Source organism: Sphaerisporangium sp. NPDC049003 (assembly GCF_043197795.1).
Taxonomy (GTDB): domain Bacteria; phylum Actinomycetota; class Actinomycetes; order Streptosporangiales; family Streptosporangiaceae; genus Sphaerisporangium.
In genome coordinates, this window is sequence record NZ_JBICTU010000004.1 from 1 (window position 1) to 16692 (window position 16692).

A 16692-nucleotide genomic window follows, 5' to 3' on the forward strand; every position below is an offset into this window, starting at 1 on the left:
CCGGTGACGATGCCCTCGACGGCCTGGTCGATCGGCGCGTCGTCGAACACGATGTTGGCGGCCTTGCCGCCCAGCTCCAGGGTGAGTTTCTTGCCCGTCCCGGCGACCTGGCGGGCGATCATGCGGCCGACGTCGGTGGACCCGGTGAAGGCGACCTTGTTCACCCCCGGGTGGTTCACCAGCGCCTGCCCGGTGGGTCCGGCGCCGGTGACGATGTTGACCACACCCGCGGGCAGATCGGCCTGGGCGCAGATGTCGGCGAACGCCAGCGCGGTCAGCGGGGTGGTCTCGGCCGGTTTGAGCACCACGGTGTTCCCGCACGCCAGGGCAGGGGCGATCTTCCAGGCCAGCATCAGCAGCGGGAAGTTCCACGGGATGACCTGCGCGGCCACCCCCAGCGGCGCCGGATCGGCCCCGAACCCGGCGTGACCGAGCTTGTCGGCCCACCCCGCGTAGTAGAAGAAATGCGCCGCGACCAGCGGAAGGTCCACATCGCGGGACTCGCGGATCGGTTTGCCGTTGTCCAGCGACTCCAGCACCGCCAGCTCGCGGGCGCGTTCCTGGATGATACGGGCGATCCGGAACAGGTACTTGGCCCGCTCCCGCCCCGCGAGCCGCCCCCAGACCGACTCATAGGCCGCGCGGGCCGCCGCCACGGCCCGGTCGACGTCGGCCTCACCCGCCAGGGCGAACTCCGCCAGCACCTCCTCGGTGGCCGGGTTGATGGTCTTGTCCCGCTCACCGCCCAGCGGGTCGACCCACTCGCCGTTGACGAACAACCCGTAGCAGGGCCGGATGTCCACCACATCGCGCGACTCCGGAGCCGGTGCGTATTCGAACATGGGGCCCGCCTCAGTCAAGGGTGAAATAGTCAGGACCGGCATACCGCCCGGTCGTCATCTTCTGACGCTGCATCAGCAGATCGTTCAGCACACTGGAGGCACCCAGCCGGAACCACTCCGGATCCAGCCAGTCCGGGCCCGCGGTCTCACCGACCAGCACCAGGTACCTGATGGCGTCCTTGGTGGTACGGATCCCACCGGCGGGCTTGACGCCCACCATGCGCCCGGTCTGGGCACGGAAGTCACGCACCGCCTCCAGCATCACCAGCGTCACCGGCAACGTGGCGGCCGGGGCGACCTTCCCGGTCGAGGTCTTGATGAAATCAGCCCCCGCCAGCATCGCCAGCCACGACGCCCGCCGCACGTTGTCATAGGTCGCCAGCTCACCCGTCTCCAAGATCACCTTCAGATGCGCGTCGCCCCTGCCCCCGGCACCCGCGGCGTCACTCCCACGAGCGCACGCGGCCTTGATCGCGACGATCTCCTCAAAGACCTTCCGGTAGTCACCCGACAGGAACGCACCCCGGTCGATCACCATGTCGATCTCATCGGCACCCGCCCCGACCGCCAGCGCCGTGTCCTCCACCTTCACCCCCAGCGAGGACCTGCCACTGGGGAACGCGGTCGCCACACTGGCCACCCGCACCCCCGAAGATCCGAGCGCCCCCACCGCCTCGGCCACCAGATCCGGATACACACACACCGCCGCCACCCCCGGAACCGAGGGATCCCCCGGATCGGGCCGCACCGCCTTGGCGCACATCGCCCGCACCTTGCCCGGCGTGTCCGCGCCCTCCAACGTGGTCAGATCGACCATCGAGATGGCCAGATCGATAGCCCGCGCCTTGGCGGTCGTCTTGATCGAACGGGTACCCAGCATCGCGGCACGCTGATCAGCGCCCACGCGATCGACGCCGGGAAGACCATGCAGAAACGCTCGCAGCGCCCTGGAAGACGACGTGACGCCGTCCGGGTCGAAGCGGCCCGCGCCCGTGGTGGTGTCGCTCATCTGGATCGTGTCTTTCCCACTCGTGGAAGGGTGGCTGCTCCGCCACCGGGCTTGCGGGGCTGCGCCGTCGAGGCCCGGTCGATGAGCTTGGTGCCAAGGACGATGCGACGGGGGATGTCGTTGTGGTACTCCGAGTCCAACCGGCGAAGGAGCAGCCGCATCGCCAGAACTCCTTGCTCGATCATCGGCCGGTCTATGACGGTGAGCGGTGGCCGGAGCAGAGGGCCGGTGTCCAGGTCGTCGAAACCGATCAGGCTCACCTGCCCCGGTACGTCGACCCGCATGTCGTGGAGGGCCTTGAGGGCGCCGAGGGTCATGAGGTTGTTCGCGGTGAAGACGGCGGTGGGGGGCTCCGGCAGCGACAACAGGGACAAGGCGAGCTGGTAGCCGCTCTGCTCGCGGAAATCGCCGATCAGGTCGTGTTCGGGGGAGACGTCGACGCCCCCGGCCGCGAGCGCTTCCAGGAACCCCTCCCGGCGGCAGCGGCCGGGCGTCGTGTCCGGCGGGCCGCTGATCGCGGCGATCCGGGTGTGGCCGAGCTTGAGCAGGTGCTCGGCCGCCTGCCGGCCTCCGTCGGCGTTGTCGACCAGAACCGCGTCGAAGTGCTCACCGCCCTTCAGATCGCGGTCGATGAACACCAGCGGCACTTCGGCGTCCCTGACGTTCAACGGGCTCCGGTCCCGTTCCGTGGCGGGTGCGAGGATGAGGCCGTCCACCCGGCGCACCATGTCGGCGAGCACGTCGTCCTCTCGCTCGCTGCTCTCGTCGCTGTTGGCGAGCAGGATGCGGTACGACTCCGCCCGGGTGACGGACTCCATCCCCTTGACGACGGCGGCGAAGTAGGGGTTGGTGATGTCCGGGACGACGACCCCGATGGTGTAGGTGCGCCCTGATTTGAGGGACTGCGCCGCGGCACTCGGCGAGTAGCCCAGCTCATCCACGGCCGCCTGGATGGCCTCGGACGAGCGTACCCGCCGGCCACGCAGGAAACGTGAGACGGTCGCGGCGGAAACACCGGCGTGAGCCGCTACGTCATGGATGGTGATCAAGTGCGCTCCCGGTGAAACCGTTGTCACGCAATGGTTGCACTCCTGTCGGTGGCAACGTCAACAGCAAGCAGTCCTCCTGTTGCCGACTTGTTATTCGTCCCGGATCCTCCGAGCTCGGCGCCCGTGGGAGGACGGAATCCCCACCGGCCGGTCCGGATGGCCGCCGATCATGGCCCAGCGAGTGAAATCGATGTCATTACCGGCGTGGCCAGCGGCTTCGGCTCTCGGAGCCCCGTCCCGGCAGTGGACGGACATGTCACGAATTTGTGTCGTTGTGTTACTTCCACTGCCACCCCCTTGACAGCGGATCGACATCAAGGCAATCGTCCTACCTGCAACTATGCGGAGTACCGCCTCATTTCGGGCGGGCATATCTTGCCAAAGGAGTCTCGGTGATCGGTCCTGAAGGACGACGCAGGCGTTGGCGTCTGTCCAACGCCCGGGGGAAACCGTTGTCAGTTTGAGCTCATCACGCGCCGAGACGGCCCCTTCTCACATTCGCCAGCCGGTGCTGTAGCGAGCGCCGCATCGTGCCGGCCTGCCGCACACAGGACGGTTTCGGCCTACCGGCCCGGTCAGGCCAGTGGGCACCGCCGACCGGCACGGGGTTCACGTCCCCTTCGCCAGGTCGTCCGCTCAACCCCCAGAAAGGCTCCTGCCATGCACTCGTCCTTCTCTCGTCGCGCCTTCCTGTCCGGCGTGGGCGGCGTGTCGCTCCTCGCCGCCGGGACCGCGCTGAGCGCCTGCTCATCCTCCTCCACCACCACCTCCGCATCCGGCCCCGCCAAGGTGAACTTCCAGCTCGGATGGGTGGCCAACGTCGAGAACATGGGCCTGTTCATGGCCGACCACGCCGGCTACTTCACAGACGAGCAGCTCGACGTGACGCTGACGCCGGGCGGCCCTTCGGTCGTCGTCGAACCACTCGTGATCAGCGGCAAGGCCATGGTCGGCCTCGACTCCGTCGACACCATCGCCAAGGCGCGCAACGAGGGCGCGGCCCTGAAGATCGTCGCCGCGACCTTGCTGGTCAACCCGACCGCCATCATGTCTCTCGCCTCGGCTCCCGTGAACACGCTCAAGGACCTGGTCGGCAAGCGCCTGGGGGTCCAGCAGAGCGGTGTGGAGATCATGAACAGCGTGTTCAAGTCGAACGGCATCGACCCGGCGAGCGTGACCCTCGTACCGGTGCAGTTCGACCCGTCGCCCCTGGTGGCCGGGGACTGCGACGCGTTCATGTCGATGCTGGTGAACCAGCCGATCCAGCTCGAACTCCAGGGCGTGCAGACGACGGCGTTCACGCTGGACAAATACGGTTACAACGTCTGGGCCGACGTGCTGGTCGTCCGCGAGCAGACGCTCGCCGACAAGGCTCAGCGCGAGCAGATCGTGAAGATCGTCCGTGCCACCGCGCGCGGCTGGCAGGACGCGCTCAAGGACACCGACGCCGCGGCCAAGCTGGTCGTCGAGAAGTACGGCAAGAGCCTCAACCTCGATCTGGAAGCGCAGCAGAAGACCGCGAAGGCGTTCCGATCGGTCATCGAGACCCAGGACGCCAAGGCGAACGGCCTGCTCACCATGAGCCCCGACGGCATCGCGGCCAACATCGCCACCCTGACCTCGCTGGGCGTCAAGGCCACCGCCGAGGAGCTCTTCGACACGAGCGTCCTGCGCGAGGTCTACGCCGGCAAGACCCGCCTCTGAGGACTCCTCACCCGTTCTGACCACCGTCCATTTCGAACAGGAGCGCACCGCAGTGCCTGTCTCGCACACCGAAGATCCCTGGACTCGGGTCACCAGCCTGCGCGGATTCCCCGCCGACGAGCTGATCTCGACCCTGCAGAAGTCCGTGCGCCGCGGCCTGATGGAGAACGCGCTGCTCGTCGCGCGTGAGATGTACGAGAGCAGCGCCGAGCTGGAGGAGGTGATGTGGTCGCGCCTCCTTGTCATGTCGTGCGAGGACACAGGGACCGGCACGTTCGCCGAACCCGTCGTCGTCGACGCCCTGTACCGCATGCACCAGCGCATCTCGCGGGAGTACGGCGACAGGTGGCTGTTCGCGGTGCACGCCGTGCGGTTCCTGGTCAGCCGTACCAAGGACCGCACCACCGACGAGCTCGGGCAGTGGGCCGTCCACATGCTGCGCAGCGGGGAACGGCTCCCCGAGATCCCCGAGTACGCCCTCGACATGCACACCCGCCGAGGGCAGGAGATGGGCCGCGACGTCGCGCACTTCATGCGGGAAGCCTCGAAGGTGGAAAACGAGATCCCCGGCCGCGACACCTCCTATCGCGAGCTGCTCCTCGACATCGTGGCGGAGGGGAAATGGGAAGGGTGACGCCCGCCGCGCACGCGGCCGCCTCGCCTCCCGGCGGTCGGCCGGGCGCGGAGGGCCTGTCCGCGACCGCCGTCAGCAGGACCTTCAACGTCGGGACGACCGAGGTTCCCGCGCTGCGGGACGTCGATCTGCACACCAGGCACGGTGAGTTCACCGCCCTGCTCGGCCCCTCCGGATGCGGCAAGTCGACGTTGTTGCGCATCTTCGCCGGTCTGGAGCGGCCGTCGTCCGGCACGGCGTACGTACACGGCCGTTCTCCCGACGACCTACGGCGCGAGCATCGCATCGGCGTCGCCTTCCAGGACGCCGCCCTGCTGCCCTGGCGCAGCGTAGAGGCCAACATCGCGCTGCCCTTCGAGGTCGCGGGCCGGCCGGTGAGCCGTACGGCCGTGGCCGACCTGGTGCGCCTGGTCGGGCTCACCGGCTTCGAGAAGGCCCGTCCCGCCCAGCTCTCCGGCGGCATGCGTCAGCGGGTGGCGCTCGCGCGCACCCTCGCCGGAGAGCCGGAGGTCATGCTGATGGACGAGCCGTTCGGCGCCCTGGACGAGATGACCCGCCAGCGGCTCAACCTGGAGACGCAGCGGATCTGGCTGGAACGTACGACCACGACCCTCCTGGTCACCCACTCGATCGTCGAGGCGGTGTTCCTGGCCGACACCGTGGTGGTGATGGGCGCACGCCCGGGGCGGATCGTCGACACCGTACGGATCGACCTGCCGCGGCCGCGAGGCGTCGAGGTGACACGCTCGGCGGAGTTCCACGCGCTCTGCGACCGCCTCAGTGAGCGGCTCTTCGGCGAGGGGGACCACGGCGGGGACGACTCGGACCGGGCCGGCTCCCACGAGGACGTCCGGTGAACCAACTCGTGGCGACCCGGCGCGCCGCGTTCACCGCGGGTGCTCGCACCGGTGTCCGGCGCTGGGCGGGCACGGTGTCCGCGATGGCGGGGCTGCTCATCGTCTGGGTGATCCTCGCGCGGGTCTTCGCCGGCCTGCGGGTCGTTCCCTCGCCGTGGGCGGTCCTCCAGGCGATGGGGGACGACCGCCACGTCTACTCGGGCAACGTCGCCACGACGCTGTCCGAGGCGGCCATCGGGTTCTTCTGGGGGAACCTGCTGGCCGTCGTGCTCGCCGCCGTCTTCGTCCAGGTGCCGACCGTGGAGAGGCTACTGCTGCGCATCGCCGTCGCGAGCTACTGTGTACCGCTCGTCGCCATCGCGCCCATCCTCGTCATCGTGCTGCCCGGTGACGTCCCCAAGGAGGCGCTGGCCGGGCTGTCGGTCTTCTTCACCACCTTGACGGCCGCCGTACTGGGACTGCGGTCCGCCGACCGCAGCGCGATCGAGCTCATCCGTTCTTTGGGCGGCGGCTCCTTCATGGTGCTGCGCAAGCTGCGCCTGCTCGCCGCGCTGCCCAGCCTGTTCGCCGGGCTCAAGATCGCGGCACCTTCGGCGCTGCTCGGCGCGATCATCGGCGAGTACCTGGGCTCAAGCAGCGGGCTCGGCGTGATGCTGGTGCAGGCTCAGTCGTCGTTCCAGGTGGCGCGCACCTGGGCGGTGGCGCTCGTCATCTCGGCCCTGGCGGGGTTGGGCTACGCGGTGGTCGCGATCATCGCCCGCCGGTTCACCCCGTGGGCGGCCCGGGACGTGAGCGTGGGCGTGGGCGCCGTGGCATCGCGGGCGTCCGGCGGGCGCCTGCGGTCCCTCCTCACCGGGGCGGCCGGGCTGGCCGGCTCGATCCTCCTCGTCGTGGCCGCCTGGTACGCGGTCGTCCGGGGTTTCGCCCTCGATCCGTACTTCGCCAAGACCCCGGCGGACGTCGCGGCCCACCTGTTCGCCGGTGACGACGCCGCCGAGCATCGGCACCGCCTGCTGGCCGCGCTGGGCACGACGCTGCTCGACGCGGGCGTCGGCTACGTCGTCGGTATGATCGCCGCCTCGCTGGTCGCCGGCGCCCTGGTGGCGTTCCGCGGCGCCGAACAGGTCGTCCTTCCGATCGCCATCGTGTTGCGGTCCATCCCTCTGGTCGCCCTGACGCCACTGCTCGCCCTCGTCTTCGGGCGCGGGCTGCTCGGCGTCACGGTCGTCGTCGCCGTGGTCACCTTCTTCGCCACCCTGGTGACGGTCAGCCAGGGACTGCGCGCGGCCCCCGTGCTCGCCTGTGAGGTCATCACGTCGCTCGGCGGCGGGCAGCTCATGGTCACCAGGAAGGTACGGCTGCTGTACGCGCTTCCCTCGATGTTCGCCTCCGCGCGCATCGCGATCCCCGGGGCGATCGCCGGCGCCACCCTGGCGGAGTGGCTCGCCAGCGGCACCGGGCTGGGCAGCCTGCTCGTCGCGGACTACACCGCCTCCCGCTTCGCGGCGCTGTGGTCGGGTTCCGTGATCATCGTCCTGGTGTCCGTGGCGCTGTACGCCCTGGTCGCCGCCCTGGAACGCCCGGTGGTCGCGCGATACGCGCCGCAGCGGGTGGATTGACCTCCCCGGGAGGGGGTGGCACCGCGACGACTTCGGCTCAAAGGACCGGCCGGACCCGCGGGTCCGGCCGGTCCCTGGGTGCCGGTTCACCCCTGGGCTCTGGGGTCCCGGCGGGCCTTACCGGCCTTTCCGGCCGGAACCTTTGAGAGCGCCGGGCTCCTTGTGGACGATGCGCACGGCATCCTGGCCCTTGGGTCGCTGCGGCTCGGCCTTCTCCGGTCCTGGATGGAGCCAGCGGCGCGCGTCCCGGATGAGCGCCGCGCGGGCCTCGTGGTAGCTGTGGAATCTGCGCAGGTGCCGCGTGCGGTAGAGGTCGTCGGCGAAATGATTGTTGTGGTGGTGGCCGTGGTGCCTCCCGTGGTGTCGGTAGCCGCCGCCTCCGCCGTGCTCGGGCGAGACTTCGACGCTCTCTTCCGGGTATTCGTAGTGCTTTTGTGGACGTTGGACGACGTAGCGTACTCGGCGGTGTTTCCGGATTTCCTTTCTGGGCTTCTTCGCGGAGGGAGCCTCTTCTTCGCCGCCTCCGCCGCCTCCGCCGCCGGGTGCCGACGGGAGCAGGAAGAGGGCGTGGGAGCCGTTCTTCGTGGTGCCGGCGTGAGACGCGGCCTGCGCGGGAAGCGCCGGCGCCATGAGCGCCCCGGCGGTGACCGCCGCGCCGATGTAGGCGAACAGGGACCGGTCGTTGATCATTCGCGTCAGAGACTGCCTGCCTCTAGGTGGATGAATCACCTAAATACCCCCCGTTAGTAAATGCAGAGAATCGAGCGCTGTATCACCATAATGGCGGCACATAGGTGAACTACCCCGTATTGGGGCGGCAACACAGATGATTAATCAGGCAAGTGTGGCGACTGCCGGTTAATGCGGCAAATGGGATATGGCCCCGACGGGCCATTTGTGCGGTATATCGGATGAAGCGCTTTATATCCCCATAACTGGGATGATCTCTCTGAAACGGCCCGGAACTCCTATAGCTCCGGGCAGCCGCCAATCGGTTGATCAGTGGGTACGGCGATGGGGTGCCAGGACCTCGGTGACCTTGGCGATGGCCTCAGCGCCGGGTTGACGTAGCGCATGGCGGTGCGGGGTTGGTGGAGGTCGAGCCCGGCGTAGGTGTCGAGCAGGACACGGGCGCGGTCGTAGCCGAGGCGGGCGTGGCCGGTGTGCGGGCGGATGTCGGCGGCGGCCGGGCGCCGGGCGCCGCTCGGACAGGTCCTCGACGTTCAGCGCCAGGATCTCCGAGGCTCCGGCCGCCGTTTCATAGAGCATCCGCCACAGCGCCTTCTCGCGTAGCCGGATGTCGCGGCGTGACAGTAGCTGGTGGATCGTGGTCTTGGCCACGGCGCTTGTCTCGCCGGCGTTTCCTTGCGGCGTTCGGCGTCGGCCGGGACCGACGGCGCGGCCCAGTGCTTCTTGGCCTGGCACCCGGATAACGTCCCGGCGTCGGCCCTGACCACATACCCTCCCAGGGCTCGTTGCCGGGGCCGTGGACCCAGACCTTGTCCTGCAGGGCACAGCAGCAGGAGGTGTCGTTCTCGGTGAAGGTGGCCGGCCCGGCCTCGGTGAGCCGCTGGGTGGCGGCGGCCGAGGTGGTCCATGCGGGTGTCCTGACCCTCCTCGCCCTCGATGAGCACCAGCTTGAGCGGGCGCTCAGCTCAGGCGGTAGGGATGATTCCGAGCTGCTGAAGGACCTTCACACCGTCGTCGAGCCCGAGCTCCTCGACGATGAGACCGTCCTGGATCTTGAGCACCGTCGTGCCGGTGAAGCGGAGCGTCTTGCCGGACGCCGCCGGCGCGGAGCCGATGGGAAGGTCATCGAAGATGATCGGCCCGGTGTGCGTGCCGCCGCCCTCCCACTGGCCGACGACGTAGTCGCCCTCGGCGATGAGGTCCGCGGTGCCCCAGAAGTTGAGGTCCGGGAACGCGGTGCGGAAATTGGTCGCGAACTCGCGCACCTCGTTGCGACCGCGCATGGGCTTGTGCAGCGAGTACTCGAACCGGATGTCCGGAGCGGCGAGCTCGTCGATGATGTCGGGGTTGAAGGGGTTGCCCCAGAACTCCGTAAACCATCGGCCGACAATGGCCTTGTTCTTCTCGAGCGACATGGGTTTGTCCTTTCTGTCGGTAGCCGCCACCGGTCCGCCAGCAGGCGTGGTGACATTTTGAAGACGCTGGTCGAAGCCGATACGTGAGATTGGCGGTGAAGATACGAGGTGCCGAACGCGGTGCTGAGCATTCGCGAGTCGGGCCGCTGAGCGACCACGGATTGAAGAGGCGAAGCCTGCTGCGACAGGAATCTCCTCTTGGAGGTGCAGACGCGTCCGGTCTAATCCGGTGGGGGCGTGGGCGTCCGTGATGCCTCGGTCATGCGGTCACCTCGGGGGGTGCAGGCCAAGGGCCTTGGAGATGGCCTCTGTCGCCGTGCCGTCCCGGACGATCACTCGGTCGATGCCCGCCTCGCGGGCGTTACGCAGAAGTTCGATCTTGAGCACCTGCTCTCCGACACCGAGCGGACGACCCCATCCTCGGCGAAGGTCATCTTCACCCGTGCAGGGCCTCCTGCGTGGGTCGGAAGCCGGGTGTAGGTGCGGCCCGGGATGTCGACTTCTTCGGCTCCTGGGATCGCGTGGGCAGCCAGCATCCGTAGAGCGATCTCAAAGTCAGTGGGACCGTTCGGGATCAGGTGGAGGAGGGTCACGATGTCCAGATTCCAGAGCTGCCCCGTCGATGCGAGCCGAGCAGATGGGTGTCGACGATGCCGATCGCCTCCATGAGCGCGTACATGGTGGTCGGGCCGACGAAGGCGAATCCGCGTCGGCGCAGCTCCTTTGACAACGCGACCGACTCGGCGGACTTCGTGGGGATCTCTGCAAAGGTCTGGGGGCAGGGCGTGCTCTCGGGTCGGAAGGACCACACCAGCTCGGCCAGGCCCATCTCCTCGCGCAGCGTGATGGTGGCGCGGGCATTGGTGATGGTCGCCTGGATCTTCTGCCGGTTGCGCACGATGCCGACGTCGGCCATCAACCGCTCGACATCGGTCTCGGTGTAAGCAGCGATCGCGTCCGGGAGGAAGTTGTCGAATGCCGCACGGAATGCGGGTCGCTTGCGGAGGATCGTTGCCCAGGACAGTCCCGCCTGAAATCCTTCGAGACTGACGCGCTCGTAGACGCCGCGTTCGTCCGTGACCGGCATGCCCCACTCTGTGTCGTAGTAGTCGCGCAGCAGAGGGGCAGCGGCTGCCCATGCGGGCCGGGCGAGCCCGTCGTCCCCGACGACGACGCCGGGGTCCGGCGGTGGTGGTGCTCGCATCTTGTGTCATTCGATCACCCGTCAAGCCCGGTCATGCGCTGTCATCGCTGGCCCTCCGTGTGTGTGAGGTGCACGAGGGAATCGTGCGCAACGAGCCAGGAGGTACCGTCTGCGTTTGCGCCGGTCAGGCCGTCCAGATCGGTCAGTCCGACGAGTGCGAGAGTGCGCAGGTCGCCGATTCCGGCGGTCGCGAGGGTGCGTGCGGGGCTCCAGGGAGTCGACCACAGCAGCCGCCGGGTCATCTGCGCCCAGCCGGTTGCCGGCCCGACCATCACCCACAGGTCGGGGTCGGCGGCGGCGAACCGTGACGCGTGACGCAGCCAGGAGGCCCCGGTCTCGGGCCAGGTGATCGTATCGAGAGTTACGCCTCCTGTGCGATCCCAGGCCGATTCGATCAGGCGTGAGGTCGCAAGGGCGTGAGGGGTGCGGCCGGAGCCGATCACGATATTGCGTGCACGGCGGTCGCGAGCAATTCTGATGACGGTCGCTACCTCGGCATCCGTAGCCGTCAGGTCCGCGTCATAACTCGCTGACGCCTTCAGTAAGGGGGTGGTCAGGGCTTCCATCGTTCGCCGTTCTCCCGGGTGGTCCTCCACGTCTGATAACGGTCCCTGCAGCAGGCTCCGCAGGGGCGGAACCCGGCGGCGACCGCCGTGGCCTCGTCAGCGAAGAAGACCCGGTGCTTCACGTAGCCGCCGCGAGCGATGGCGCGCAGCGCGGCGGGACAATCGAGTCGTCCGTAGATCTTCGAGCACTGATGGCCGCCCCACAGCCCCTTGACCGCGGACCGATAGGGACGCCGTCCGCCCCCAGAAGGGTGTACGTCTTCGTTGCGTCGCTCATGCGGCGTCATGGAAGACGAGAGCGAGGGTGTGACGTTCGCCGGAGCGGATGGCGGATACGCCGTGCCGAACCGGCGCGGCGGACCATCCGCGGGCGGACTTGACGGGTCGGTCGCGGGTGGTGAACAGGTATCCGTGACCGTGCGGCAGCAGCGTGGCCGTGCCCCGAGACTGGGCACGCGGGCGCTGTTCCAGCAGCAGGAACTCGCCACCCGTGTGATCCACGCCGGGCTCGTTGAGGTTGATCACGACCTGCAACGGGAACACGAGGTCGCCGTACAGGTCGCGATGCAGAGCGTTCCAATCCTTCTCGCCGTAGTGGAGCAGGATCGCCGAAGACTTCGTCTGGCCGGCGTCGTGGCACATCTGAAGCCACTCATCAAGCGAGTCCGGCCACGGTGCGGGCCGGCCGAGCTTGGTCCACCAGTCGCGGGCGATGGGAAGCAGCCGCGGGTACAGCGCCTGCTTGAGCCGCTCGATCGGTTCTGGGTACGGGGCGTTGAAGTATCGGTACTGGCCCTCACCGAAGCGGTGCCGGCCCATGTTGACGGTGCTGCGGAACAGGCCGTCCTGCTCGTACAGCTCCCTGATCTCCACGGTCTCCTCCGGGGTCAGCAGTCGCGGCAGCAGTGCGCCGCCATACTCGTTGACCTCTGTGGTGATCGCCTCCCACTCGCCGGACTCGACACGGCTGTACCACCGATCCGTCTTCCTCCCGGTCGCCTTCGCGATGCTCATGCCGCGGCCTCCAGGTTCAGCAGCATGGTCTTGGCCTCGAGTCCGCCGATGTAACCGCCGAGCGTGCCGTCGGTACGCAGCACGCGGTGGCACGGGACGACGATCGGCAGCGGGTTGGTCGCACAGGCGGTGCCCACCGCTCGGACGGCCTTGGGGTTGCCGACGAGCTCGGCCATGTCTCGGTAGCTGCGGGTCTGGCCGTACCCGATCTCGGGCAGATGCGTCTGCACGAGGCGCCGGAATCCGCGAGACAGGGACAGGTCCAGTTTCAGGTCGAAGACCTCGCGGTGCTTGGCGAAGTACTCGTCGATCTCGCGAGCCACTTCGTCCAGCCGCTTCGGGGCGCGCAGGATGCGCGGGCTAAGCTTCTGGCCGAGGGCTTCCAGAACTCGATCGTGGTCCTCGCTGGCGTACGCCACGCGGACCAGCCCCTCCGGGGTAGCGGCGAGCAGCAATCTGCCGACAGGTGAGTCGATGGTGGTGTAAGCGACATCGACGAGATCGGCTCGCTCTGCCGCCTGCTCCAGACGGCGGTGGAGCCGACTGAGAGTGCCGGCGTCCACAGGCGTCGACAGCAGGACGGCCATGTCGTCATCGTGGCGGATGTCGTTCATGATGATGCTCCTCTCGTGATCGCGCCCGGATATTTCTTCCTGAGATTCTTGAGCCCGTCCGCGGCGGCTCTTCGGGCCGCCTCAACGGTGCCGCCGAGGATCTCCGCGATCTCGGCGTATGCCAGCCCCGCCACATAGCGGTAGGCGACAGCCTGGCGTTGTTTGCTCGGGAGCCCTTTCACCGCGGCCCAAAGGTCAGAGTCCCCAGAGTCCGGGATGTCCCGCCCCGTCGGTGCTTCCGGTACCTCGTCGACGGGCAGAGGATTCCTTTTCGCGACACGCAGCACGTCGATCGCCCTGCGATGCGCGATCGTCACGAGCCATGCCTCCACGTTCGCCGTCTCAGGCAGGTCGGGATAGGCGCGCAGGGCGGAGAGGAAGGTCTCCGACCATGCGTCGTCCGCGTCGTGCGGGCCGAGGACGACCCGGCAGACGCGCAGCACGGTTGCGCCGTGCTGCGCGACCACGTTCTCGAACGGTTGTTTCATGTCCATCCCATTGACGACATACTTTCGGTGACAAACGTGAGGTTTACGGTCAGAACAACCGTCCAGCGCTGACCGCAGGCGGCTCCTCAAGCTCCAGCAGCGCCTGCTTGCGTTCCAGTCCGCCGGCGTATCCGGTGAGGGAACCATTAGAGCCGACGACGCGGTGGCACGGCACGAAGACGCACAGCGGGTTCGCACCCACGGCCTGTCCGACCCGTTGCGCGAGACTGCGGTCTCCGACCTGCTCGGCGATCCGACCGTAGGTGGTCGTGTCACCGCACTGAATTCTCTTCACGATGTCCCAGACGGCGTGCTGGAACGCGTCACCCTCGGCGGCGAGCGGAAGATCGAACTGCCTGCGCCGACCCGCCAGGTAGTGGCGCAGCTGTCGGGCAACTTCGTTCAGCAGCGGGTCCGTGGAGCCGGCCACCTCGGGGCCGAACGTCTCCTGCGAGGGCCGGCGGACGTGGTGCCTGAAGTACAGGCCGGCAATCGTCTCGCCCTTTGCGACGAGCGTGATCGGTCCAAGGCGGGTCTCGATCACGATGTGTCGAGTGCTCATCTGCGTTTCCCTTCTCCTGGCTGGTAGACGTGCGCCGCCCGTAGAACGTGAGATTTCAGATGGTGTCGTTGCCGGTCGCCGTGCTAGGCGGCTGCAGGAAGCCTGCGGAGCTTCTCGTGAAGAAGCGTGCTCGACACGCCCGCGGCGTAGAGGGAAGCAGACGACTCGCACACTGATCTCGGCGAACAGCGACTCGTAGGCATCCCAGCCCGCCGTGCCCTTCCAATCGCAGAATGCGACGGACCAGCCGCTGCCCCGTGCCCTACGAGAAGCTGTACAGGACGGCGAACGACACGCTCGTGGACTTGGTCTCCTGGCCCTTGAAGGTCACTTGGCCCTCAGGGCTCGCCGGGGTGGCGGCTCCCCGTGGCTACAGGAGGTCCAGGCCGAAACGGCAGCGTCGTGGTGCTGGGCCGGCGCGACCGCGATCGTGGTCAGCCGGTCTTGACGGCGAACGGGCCGCCGGCGACGAACGCGAGGCGCGCGAAGTTCTCGCCGATGCGGCGGTGTCCTGCGGGGTCAGGGTGGACCTCGTCGGGCAACGGCAGTTCGGCGTAGTCCTGCTCGCCGTAAAGGTCGCGGCCGTCGAGGTAGTGCAGGTCCAGGTCGTCAGCCGCCCGTTGCCTGACGATCCGGGCCAGTTCGTCGCGGATGACGTTGAGCGTCAGGCGCCCGGCGGCGCGTTCGGCCGGGTCGCCGGTGGCCTTGAAACGCACGGTCCCGCCGTCGAAGTCGGGCGCGAGGGGGCCGGGGGTGTCCTCCTGGACCGGGCACAGGATGGAGGACACGACCAGCAGCGGCGTGCTCGGATGCCCCTCGCGGATGGTGTCGAGGAAGCCATGGACGGCAGGGGTGAAGGCACGCAGGCGCATCACGTCGGTGTTGACGACATTGATGCCGATCTTGACGCTGATCAGGTCCGCGGGCGTGTCCCGCATCGCGCGGGCGGTGAACGGGTCGAGCAGCGCGCTGCCCCCGAACCCCATGTTGACCAGTTCCACTCCGCCCATCGCGGCGGCCAGCGCCGGCCAGATGGCGGTCGGGTGGGCGGCGTTCGAGCCGTGGCTGATGGAACTGCCGTGGTGCAGCCACACCCTGCGCCCGCTGTCCGGCGCCGGCTCGACCGGGGCGTCGGTACGCAGGGCGATCAGCTCGGTGATCTCCGTATGAGGGAGCCAGATCTCGACGTCCTTGTCACGCGCGGGCAGATCGGTGAACCGGGCGGTGCCCGGAGGCCCTTCGCGCAGTTCTACGGACTGGGTGGCCATGTCGATCGTGCGGACCCTGCCGCCGGTCACCGTGGCCTGGGCGGCGAGACGGCCGTCGACCAGCAGGTCGTATACGCCGTCCGCCGGGGCCGGGAGACCTCGGTAGGCCCTCTTGGTCGGCAGGGTGTCCAGTTCGATGGCGGTGGCCCGGGTGCGGAAGGCCAGCCGCACGCCGGACGGCTGGGCCTCGGCCAGGGCCAGTTGGTCGTCAGGGATCTGCCGGCGAGCCCGAGCGGGCAGCCGGTGCGGCAGCAGGCCGTGCGCCGTGCGTTCCACGTCGAGGACGCCGCGCAGGAGGTCCGCGGTGACGGGTGTGGTGATCCAGTCGTGGTCGGTGTTCATCGCCTCAGCCTGTCGATCAAGATTTCCGGGTCGTTCAGATGCGCCGGTGCCCGGCCCGCTGATGGTCAGGGCGTGGTCCAGCTCCGCAGCAGGACGTCGAGGGAATCCACGATCCAGGACCAGGATTCCTGCGGGTCGACGGCGGTGTGGCTGAAGCCTCCGCCCATCTCCAGGCTGACGTAGCCGTGGAAGACGCTGCCCAGCATCCGGACCGCGTGGGTCTGGTCCGGCTCCGTCAGGTCATAGCCGCGCAGGATCGCCCGCGTCATCTGCGCGTGCCTGACGCCGGCGCTGGCGGCCGCCGTCGTGGGGTCGAGCCTGAGCCGGGCGGCGGCGTAGCGGCCAGGGTGCTCCCGGGCGTAGTCGCGGTAGGCATCGGCGAAGGCGGCCAGGGCATCCTTGCCGGCGCGCCCGGCCAGGGCGGCGGCGACCCGGTCGGCGAGTTCCTCCAGGGCGAACAGGGCGATCCTGGTCTTGAGGTCCTGGGAGTTCTTCAGGTGCGAGTACAGACTCGCGACCGTGACGTCGAACCGCCGGGCGAGCGCCGAGACGGTCACCTGGTCGAAGCCGACCTCGTCGGCCAGCTCGGCCCCCGCCCGGGTCAGGCGCTCCGGGGTCAGCCCTGCTCGGACCATAACCTTCCTCCCATATAGCGACAGTCATTATGCGTTTGCCTAATGGCTTTAGGCAAATCGAACTGTGGTCAGCGAAGGCACCGGATGAGCAGGAGGTCCGTACCACGTTCGCGTGTCACCGGGGCCGGCTCGCCCCGGTACCGCATTCGGCCGCGTGATCCCCTACTATTCCGGGCTGGT

Annotated in this window: 18 protein-coding genes and 1 pseudogene; 4 read left to right on the plus strand and 15 right to left on the minus strand. The window is 68.3% G+C overall.

The genetic code is table 11. The features are described 5' to 3' along the window. The 3 genes from ACGFIV_RS05045 to ACGFIV_RS05055 form a co-directional block, all read right to left on the minus strand. The coding region (locus ACGFIV_RS05045) for an aldehyde dehydrogenase family protein (RefSeq protein ID WP_392832091.1) at positions 1-842 on the minus strand (842 nt) is incomplete at its 3' end. Between the two features lie 10 nt (positions 843-852). Next, positions 853-1851, minus strand: coding sequence for a deoxyribose-phosphate aldolase (gene deoC / locus ACGFIV_RS05050; RefSeq protein WP_392832094.1), 999 nt, complete (start codon positions 1849-1851; stop codon positions 853-855). After that, positions 1848-2900, minus strand: coding sequence for a LacI family DNA-binding transcriptional regulator (locus ACGFIV_RS05055; RefSeq protein WP_358556043.1), 1053 nt, complete (start codon positions 2898-2900; stop codon positions 1848-1850). The genes deoC and ACGFIV_RS05055 overlap by 4 nt, the downstream gene beginning before the upstream one ends. A 660-nt stretch (positions 2901-3560) precedes the next feature. On the opposite strand from ACGFIV_RS05055, the gene ACGFIV_RS05060 reads away from it, so the two are divergent. The 4 genes from ACGFIV_RS05060 to ACGFIV_RS05075 are packed head-to-tail and all read left to right on the plus strand — an operon-like array spanning position 3561 to position 7714. Continuing rightward, complete coding sequence (locus tag ACGFIV_RS05060) at positions 3561-4604, plus strand: ABC transporter substrate-binding protein (RefSeq protein WP_358556046.1); 1044 nt, start codon at positions 3561-3563, stop codon at positions 4602-4604. A 52-nt stretch (positions 4605-4656) separates the two neighbouring features. Then, the gene (locus ACGFIV_RS05065) at positions 4657-5238 is read left to right on the plus strand and encodes a hypothetical protein (RefSeq protein ID WP_358556049.1); all 582 of its coding nucleotides are present in this window, start codon (positions 4657-4659) and stop codon (positions 5236-5238) included. Then, on the plus strand, positions 5226-6095 hold the full coding sequence (locus ACGFIV_RS05070; protein WP_358556052.1) for an ABC transporter ATP-binding protein: 870 nt from the start codon (positions 5226-5228) through the stop codon (positions 6093-6095). The genes ACGFIV_RS05065 and ACGFIV_RS05070 overlap by 13 nt, the downstream gene beginning before the upstream one ends. After that, complete coding sequence (locus ACGFIV_RS05075; RefSeq protein ID WP_358556055.1) at positions 6092-7714, plus strand: ABC transporter permease subunit; 1623 nt, start codon at positions 6092-6094, stop codon at positions 7712-7714. The genes ACGFIV_RS05070 and ACGFIV_RS05075 overlap by 4 nt, the downstream gene beginning before the upstream one ends. 117 nt (positions 7715-7831) lie before the next feature. Here the strand turns inward: ACGFIV_RS05075 and ACGFIV_RS05080 are convergent, their stop codons facing one another. From ACGFIV_RS05080 to ACGFIV_RS05135, 12 genes and pseudogenes are all read right to left on the minus strand, one after another. Next, on the minus strand, positions 7832-8404 hold the full coding sequence (locus ACGFIV_RS05080; RefSeq protein ID WP_392832100.1) for a hypothetical protein: 573 nt from the start codon (positions 8402-8404) through the stop codon (positions 7832-7834). A gap of 749 nt (positions 8405-9153) precedes the next feature. Continuing rightward, positions 9154-9369, minus strand: a pseudogene (locus tag ACGFIV_RS05085) (glyoxalase/bleomycin resistance/dioxygenase family protein); the annotation flags it as partial. Next, on the minus strand, positions 9370-9819 hold the full coding sequence (locus tag ACGFIV_RS05090; protein ID WP_392832103.1) for an ester cyclase: 450 nt from the start codon (positions 9817-9819) through the stop codon (positions 9370-9372). A 589-nt stretch (positions 9820-10408) separates the two neighbouring features. After that, positions 10409-11023, minus strand: a complete 615-nt coding sequence (locus tag ACGFIV_RS05095) for a DNA-3-methyladenine glycosylase I (RefSeq protein WP_392832105.1) — start codon at positions 11021-11023, stop codon at positions 10409-10411. A gap of 41 nt (positions 11024-11064) precedes the next feature. Then, positions 11065-11589, minus strand: a complete 525-nt coding sequence (locus ACGFIV_RS05100; protein ID WP_392832108.1) for a hypothetical protein — start codon at positions 11587-11589, stop codon at positions 11065-11067. Further along, positions 11577-11876, minus strand: coding sequence for an Ada metal-binding domain-containing protein (locus tag ACGFIV_RS05105; protein ID WP_358556070.1), 300 nt, complete (start codon positions 11874-11876; stop codon positions 11577-11579). The genes ACGFIV_RS05100 and ACGFIV_RS05105 overlap by 13 nt, the downstream gene beginning before the upstream one ends. After that, a complete protein-coding gene (locus tag ACGFIV_RS05110) occupies positions 11863-12603 on the minus strand; it encodes a 2OG-Fe(II) oxygenase (RefSeq protein WP_392832112.1) in 741 nt (246 codons plus the stop codon). Before ACGFIV_RS05110 ends, ACGFIV_RS05105 begins: the two co-directional genes overlap by 14 nt. Continuing rightward, positions 12600-13217: a methylated-DNA--[protein]-cysteine S-methyltransferase gene (locus tag ACGFIV_RS05115; protein ID WP_392832114.1), complete on the minus strand. Its 618-nt coding sequence runs from the start codon at positions 13215-13217 to the stop codon at positions 12600-12602. The genes ACGFIV_RS05110 and ACGFIV_RS05115 overlap by 4 nt, the downstream gene beginning before the upstream one ends. Continuing rightward, positions 13214-13684, minus strand: coding sequence for an RNA polymerase sigma factor (locus ACGFIV_RS05120; protein ID WP_392832117.1), 471 nt, complete (start codon positions 13682-13684; stop codon positions 13214-13216). Before ACGFIV_RS05120 ends, ACGFIV_RS05115 begins: the two co-directional genes overlap by 4 nt. Positions 13685-13754: 70 nt before the next feature. Then, on the minus strand, positions 13755-14267 hold the full coding sequence (locus tag ACGFIV_RS05125) for a methylated-DNA--[protein]-cysteine S-methyltransferase (RefSeq protein WP_392832120.1): 513 nt from the start codon (positions 14265-14267) through the stop codon (positions 13755-13757). A 434-nt stretch (positions 14268-14701) separates the two neighbouring features. Continuing rightward, a complete protein-coding gene (locus ACGFIV_RS05130) occupies positions 14702-15877 on the minus strand; it encodes a GDSL-type esterase/lipase family protein (protein ID WP_392832123.1) in 1176 nt (391 codons plus the stop codon). Between the two features lie 65 nt (positions 15878-15942). Continuing rightward, positions 15943-16512 (minus strand): TetR/AcrR family transcriptional regulator, encoded by a 570-nt coding sequence (locus tag ACGFIV_RS05135; protein WP_392832126.1) that lies wholly within the window; start codon positions 16510-16512, stop codon positions 15943-15945. Positions 16513-16692: the final 180 nt, after the last annotated feature.

Excerpts from the sequence above, each read along its gene's own strand:
- deoC (WP_392832094.1), bottom strand. The coding sequence starts at position 1,851 with ATGAGCGACACCACCACGGGCGCGGGCCGCTTCGACCCGGACGGCGTC.
- ACGFIV_RS05060 (WP_358556046.1), top strand. The coding sequence starts at position 3,561 with ATGCACTCGTCCTTCTCTCGTCGCGCCTTCCTGTCCGGCGTGGGCGGC.
- ACGFIV_RS05070 (WP_358556052.1), top strand. The coding sequence starts at position 5,226 with ATGGGAAGGGTGACGCCCGCCGCGCACGCGGCCGCCTCGCCTCCCGGC.
- ACGFIV_RS05080 (WP_392832100.1), bottom strand. The coding sequence starts at position 8,404 with ATGATCAACGACCGGTCCCTGTTCGCCTACATCGGCGCGGCGGTCACC.
- ACGFIV_RS05090 (WP_392832103.1), bottom strand. The coding sequence starts at position 9,819 with ATGTCGCTCGAGAAGAACAAGGCCATTGTCGGCCGATGGTTTACGGAG.
- ACGFIV_RS05095 (WP_392832105.1), bottom strand. The coding sequence starts at position 11,023 with ATGCGAGCACCACCACCGCCGGACCCCGGCGTCGTCGTCGGGGACGAC.
- ACGFIV_RS05100 (WP_392832108.1), bottom strand. The coding sequence starts at position 11,589 with ATGGAAGCCCTGACCACCCCCTTACTGAAGGCGTCAGCGAGTTATGAC.
- ACGFIV_RS05105 (WP_358556070.1), bottom strand. The coding sequence starts at position 11,876 with ATGACGCCGCATGAGCGACGCAACGAAGACGTACACCCTTCTGGGGGC.
- ACGFIV_RS05110 (WP_392832112.1), bottom strand. The coding sequence starts at position 12,603 with ATGAGCATCGCGAAGGCGACCGGGAGGAAGACGGATCGGTGGTACAGC.
- ACGFIV_RS05115 (WP_392832114.1), bottom strand. The coding sequence starts at position 13,217 with ATGAACGACATCCGCCACGATGACGACATGGCCGTCCTGCTGTCGACG.
- ACGFIV_RS05125 (WP_392832120.1), bottom strand. The coding sequence starts at position 14,267 with ATGAGCACTCGACACATCGTGATCGAGACCCGCCTTGGACCGATCACG.
- ACGFIV_RS05130 (WP_392832123.1), bottom strand. The coding sequence starts at position 15,877 with ATGAACACCGACCACGACTGGATCACCACACCCGTCACCGCGGACCTC.
- ACGFIV_RS05135 (WP_392832126.1), bottom strand. The coding sequence starts at position 16,512 with ATGGTCCGAGCAGGGCTGACCCCGGAGCGCCTGACCCGGGCGGGGGCC.